Source organism: Rhodococcus sp. ACPA1 (genome assembly GCF_002300195.1).
Classification (GTDB): Bacteria; Actinomycetota; Actinomycetes; order Mycobacteriales; family Mycobacteriaceae; genus Rhodococcus_F; species Rhodococcus_F opacus.
Window position 1 is genome coordinate 1 of the sequence record NZ_NSDX01000017.1, and the last position, 5513, is coordinate 5513.

Sequence of the window (5513 nt, forward strand, 5' to 3'; positions counted from 1 at the left end):
TGTCCTGTGTCAGCGAATCGTCCTTGATGTGTGCGCCCTGACCTGCGGTAAGGAAATTTGATTGGCAAACCGAGTGCTGGTCAAGGTTGTCGGGGAGCCCTGGGATCGGGTGAGTTTGCCATTGGATCTTGCTCGTTTGCTCGGATGTTGAGGATCCCGGGAACGAGGGCGATGGCGTCGGGGTATTTCGCTGCGCGTGTGTAGGCCTCGTGGTCGGTGCCGATGCCGCGGTGTTGGTTGACAGTCTGGAGGGTGAGCAGTCGGTGTCTCCAGTGGCGTGGGATGGCGGCCTGAGAGGTCGGCCAGGACGGGATGGCCGTGACGGCGATTTCGTGAGCGAGAACGAGCTGCTGGGGTGTGTATCGGCGCAGGAGCCGGTTGGCGCGATGCTGGGCTGTGATGATTTCGGGGCAGACGGTGACGTCGAGGTTGGGGTGACGAGCATCGCTGAGCCAGATGCCATGGTGCGTGCAGACTTTCAGGTGAACAGGTAGGTGAACGGGGATGGGGTCACTGACGCCGCGGCGGGCTGTGCAGTAGCGGCAGGCGGTGGTAGCGCGGACCGGTCCGCGGGTGTGTGTGGCGCCGAAGGCTGGTAGTGCCCCGGCAAGGTGTTGTGGGGTTGTTCTGGCGAGACGAGCGAGTGCGTTTAGCGCGTCGGTGGTCGCGGGGACGAGCATGTGGTGCTGGGAGAGTTCGTCGGAGTTGTTGATTTTCGTGGAGAACCAGGACGGCAGTGCGGCCAGGACTTCGGCGAGGGTGAGGTGGTTGGCTCGGGCGAGCCGAGGCAGGTAGGAGCTCAGAGATTCCCCCGTGATCGGTGCGATCGGTCGCGGCAGCACGACCGTGTGCTCGCCCGGACGGCCGAGTGGGCGAGGGAGAGCCGGCTGTTCGACGGGTTGCCGGAACTGTTGTAACTCGCGGTAGAAGGTCGCTTTACTGGCATTGAGTCCGCGTTCCTTCAACTCGTTGAACAGGGCGTTGGGCCGTAGCTGCGGGTCCTCGGTGAGGCGCAGACGGCCGTAGTCGGCCAGAGCATCGGTGAGCAGGCGCGATCGGCTGACCAGGTCGAGAAGATCCTGGTTCGGGTGAGTCGGCTGTCCGCTGGGTTGTCTGAGCTGCTGTATCTCGCGGTAGAAGGTCGCTTTGCTGGCTTGGAATCCGAGTTCTTTCAACTCGTTGAACAGGGCGTTGGGCCGTAGCTGCGGGTCTTCGGTGAGGCGCTGGCGGCTGTAGTCGGCCAGGGCACCGGTGAGCAGGCGGGGGCGTGCGGTTCGGACTCCGGGCGTCTTGCGCCCGGTCAGGTAAGAGCGGATCGTCGTCGGGCTGTAGCCGAGCTGCCCCGCGATGGCGCTCACCGACCATCCGGCCTTTCCCAGGGCGAGTATCAGCTCGGCTCGATCTCGGGGCAGCATGTTGGGCATCGCCGCTTATCCGACGGGAGGGGCCGGGGATTCGGAGGTGATGTCGGCGTCGACGGCATCCAGGGACTTCTTGGTGATCTTCTCGGTGCCGTCGAGGACGGCGTTGATCGCCGCGCTGCGGATCAGCCAGAGCAGGCTTCCGATCATTCCGTGGGTGCGCCTGTGCAGGTAGCGGTCGAGCTCGGGCAGCGATCCAGGCCGATGCTGATGTAGTCGCAGACTGTCTTCCAAGGCGGCGATGAGCGCGGTCCATTGCTGGTCCTGGCTGAACGGGCTGGTGCGGACCATGCCGAACCGGCCGGCGATCTGCTCGCCGCGGGTGCCGGACAGCAGCCCGGTGCGGTCGAGGCTGATCCCGGCATATGCAAACGTGGCGGGGACCCTCTCGCTCAGGTATTTCAAGGTGTCGGATGCTTCGGCGCCCGCGCGGGTGCGGGTGTTGAGGTTATGGAGTTCGTCGACTGCGACCAGGGTGACGCGGGCGTCACGGCTCACGCCGCAGACCGCGTCGGCGATGTCGGTGATGTTGGCGCGCCGCGAGATCGGCAGGTCGAAGAACCGCGCGAACTCCATCACGATCATCTTCGGGGTGGCGGCGGGTGGGATGGTGATGTAGATGACGGGAATGTCGTCCGCGGCGTGGGGGTGGCGCCGCCGGTGGATCACCTCGACGGTCTTGCCGAGCTGGGTCAGGGCGGTGGTCTTACCGGTTCTGGCGGGCCCGGACACCATCAGGCCGCATCGCCCGTAGTGGGCGTTGCGGTTCAGCTGGACCAGGCGGCGACCGGAGGTGATGACCTGGCGGATCGTGGGTGTCTGGACCACCAGCAACCGGGAATGGTGATTGATGCGATCATCGTCGTAGTAGTCGCGTTTGTCCTCGGGCAGGCCCGTCCACATCGCTGTGGGCAGCAGGTTCGGCGCGGTGTGCATCTCGGTGACGAAGCTGCGCCACCCGTCCAGCGTGGTCAGCTGCAGGTGCCCGTAGTCGCCATCACCGGATTCCTCATCGGATCCGGTGCGGGTCACCATCGTTTGTCCGCCTCGGTGAAGGGGTCGAAGATCGGCAGCGGTATCACCTTGGCGCCCTTGTCCGGACGAGTGGTGCGAACTGGGTCCGGTTCCTCGTCGATGCTCTCTCGCGGTGCGGGCTGCGGTTGGATAGGGGCAGCCGGTGAGCTGGCCTTGGTGCGCGCGGCGACCCGGCGGTCTCGGCGGCTGAGTTTCGCCGAGCTCTTTCCATCACTGTCGGAAGGTCCTTGGTGGGCCCGTTTGAGCAGGTCGGCGACAGCGTCGGCGACTTCTTCTTCGGTCGCGGTCGGTAGGGCGCGGTGGGTGTGGTCCCAGGCCAGTTCCCCGAACGGTGCTGCGACGCGGTGCAGGTGCTTCCAGAACAGGGTGATCCAGCCGCCTTTCCAGTGGTTGCGGACCCAGATGCGTGAGACGTCGTAGGGGTCGTAGTGGATCTCCCAGAGATCCCGATGATTGGTCATGCCGGATCGCTGGTGCCGCAACGGGTTCAGGGCTTTGTCGTCGTAGGTGCGATGGCTGATTTTCACGCCGTAGGCGTTGATCGCCCGCCAGGTCGCGGGCAGCAGTTCGACGTAGTCGTCTGCCGACAGTGCGACCGGGACATAGCCTGCGGTTTCGACGAGCGCGGCGTATTTCTCGTTCGGGCTGAACATCCGTCCCGGATGGACGGGGTCACGAAGCCCCTCGTGGGGCCGGTTCTGCCAGGCTGCCACGAGCCACTCGTCCAGCAGCTCCTGCAACTCCATCACCGACCACACCGCTTGCTGCTCGACGTGGCGGCCCCGGCGTTCGACGTTGAATCCGGTGTAGCCCGCGACGAACTGGGCGAACAGAGTACCGACCGAGCCGAGCATCCGCTCGATATGCCCCTTTTCCCAACCGGATGCGTCGTGGACGGGCTGGAAGTTGATGCCCAGGAAGTTGCAGGAGGACCGGAAGTTGCGGGAGATGAACACCTTCCCCTGATCGACCACGATCGTCTCGGGAATGACGACCGGCCGGGCCGCGGCGTGCTGCATACGGGCATCGATGTCCAGCAGCCGCTCGAACGGCAGCGCCGACCGCGACATCGCCAGCGCCTGCGACCAGCCCGGCCGCATCGGTTCAGGCGTGACGGTGCGGGCCAGCAGCACGCTCGCGTCCACCGATTTGGTCGTCGGACGCAACACCGCCGCGGTCACGGTCCTGGACGCGACATCGATCATGCCGGTCAAATCGATCCGGCCCACGACGCCGTCGTCCAGGCGGACCAGCACGTCCAGCGGGGTGGAGTCGATCTGCATCACCTCACCCGGCGCCCACGCGTCCGCCTCGCCGAACGGCCCGTCCGGGCGATCGGCCAGCGACCGGCGGGTGCGAGCTGATCCGGTGGTGTGCTTGCCCGCCGTCAGCTTCTCCAGCAACCGGTAAAGGCTACGCAGCGAAGGCAACCGAACGGCGCCCGGACCGTGGGTGTCCTCCAGGATCTGGCCGGTCCGCCAGAACAGGTAGGTGGCCGTGCGGGAGGACTCCTGCGTCGCCTCGGCAATCGCTTGCTGCAGCGCCTCCACCACCAGCGGATCGGCCCGCCCGTGCGCAGTGACGGGCTTGTCGATCCGATGATCGACCATCCCGGCCAGCCCGCGCGCTTCGTAGCGGCGTCGGCGTTTGGTGATCGCGCTCGCGGTCACCGGACGACCGGCCGCGGTCAGCTCCGCGGCCTTGGCCTGCTCCCGGCGGGTCAGCGACACCCGCTCCGGGTCGTACTCCGGTTTCGGCCTGGTCCCCGCCGGGGCCTGCGGCGGGATTCCGCGCAACACCTCGACGATGTGCTGTTCCCACCACAACGCCTCCGCCGCCACAGCTTCCGGCAACCCGTCCAACAGCGTGGACGGGGGAACCGGACCCTGCGCCGGCGCACTCACCGCCTCGAAGTCTCCGGCCGCCAATAGGTCGGTCAGACCGGCCTCGGTGACTTGACCGCCGGTGTCCGCCAGCTGTATCCGTGTTCCAGATACCGCGATCACCGTGTGCAACGTTCCCGCCAGCCGCACGCGATCACCGATCGACAGCCGCGCAGGCCGCCGAGGCGCGGAGCCCCCGCTCACCGAGCACCACCGACGGAACCCGCAGTCGTCACCAGCGTGGTCGGGCCCAACCGGGCGGCCGCCAGATCGGCCACCAGCTCCTGCTGCCATATCAGGTGAAACAGTGCCGGCAGCACCGCGATCCGGTCTCCGGCCCGCTCTGCGGTCGCCAGCAGCGGCGCCGGTGACGCGAACACCTCCCGCAGCCGCTGCCCGATCTCGGCCCGGCCGGCGCACCGCGGATGCCGGTACCGTGCCAGCCACCGCAGGTTCCCCGCCAGCACCGGATCCAAGACCCCCACTCGCCGATACCGCCAGCCGACCTGCTCACACGCCTGCGCCGTGACCGCGAACGCTTCGGCGTCCTTCGGCTCGATCGCGTCATCGGCGCGGACATCGATCACCACCCCCGACCCGTCGGCCAAGCGAGCGAAATAGTCCGGGGCATGGCGGCGCTTGCGTCTGCCGTCGTTCCAATGCAGCCAGAACGGCTGCGACGCGAGGCCGACGACGTCTCGGTCGTAATCGAGCGCGCGGACGTGATCGCGTTCCAGCCAGGACTCGTAGCCCACGTGGTGGCCGGTTGTCACCGACCACCACCACCCCGGGAAATGACCGAGCCCACGCGACCAGCGGAACGTCCGCACCGGCGCGGCCTGCTCCAGCGTCAAGTGACCGCACTGCCCCAGCCGCACCAATCGATCCCCGCCCACTGCATCGCGCAGACCCAGCGTGAACCCGAAATCGTCGGCCGGAACACGATCCAACGCCAGCACAGCGTCGCCCACCTGATCAGCGCTCGCTCAGCCGTTCCTCCCCAGCCGGTGGCAACCGGCCTGGTCCGCAAGGGCACCCCACCAGCGTCACGACACGACAGCCCACGAACCCACCCCTACTCCCCAGCAATAACAGACCGAGCAAACTGTACTGGCAGAGAAACGGGAACGAGCAAGATTCACTGACAAAAAGGACGATCGACTGTCACAGGACA

4 protein-coding genes are annotated in these 5513 nt (G+C 66.8%); all 4 read right to left on the reverse strand.

All coding sequences use genetic code 11. From position 1 onward, the window contains the following. Positions 1–80: 80 nt before the first annotated feature. Complete coding sequence (locus tag CJ177_RS49105) at positions 81–1424, reverse strand: TniQ family protein (protein WP_095871088.1); 1344 nt, start codon at positions 1422–1424, stop codon at positions 81–83. A gap of 6 nt (positions 1425–1430) precedes the next feature. After that, positions 1431–2456 carry a TniB family NTP-binding protein gene (locus CJ177_RS46400; protein ID WP_257015109.1) on the reverse strand — a complete coding sequence of 342 codons (1026 nt, stop codon included), beginning with the start codon at positions 2454–2456 and terminating at the stop codon, positions 1431–1433. Beyond that, the gene (locus CJ177_RS46405) at positions 2450–4462 is read right to left on the reverse strand and encodes a Mu transposase C-terminal domain-containing protein (RefSeq protein WP_257015110.1); all 2013 of its coding nucleotides are present in this window, start codon (positions 4460–4462) and stop codon (positions 2450–2452) included. Before CJ177_RS46405 ends, CJ177_RS46400 begins: the two co-directional genes overlap by 7 nt. A 77-nt stretch (positions 4463–4539) precedes the next feature. After that, positions 4540–5310 (reverse strand): TnsA-like heteromeric transposase endonuclease subunit, encoded by a 771-nt coding sequence (locus CJ177_RS46410; RefSeq protein ID WP_095871089.1) that lies wholly within the window; start codon positions 5308–5310, stop codon positions 4540–4542. Positions 5311–5513: the final 203 nt, after the last annotated feature.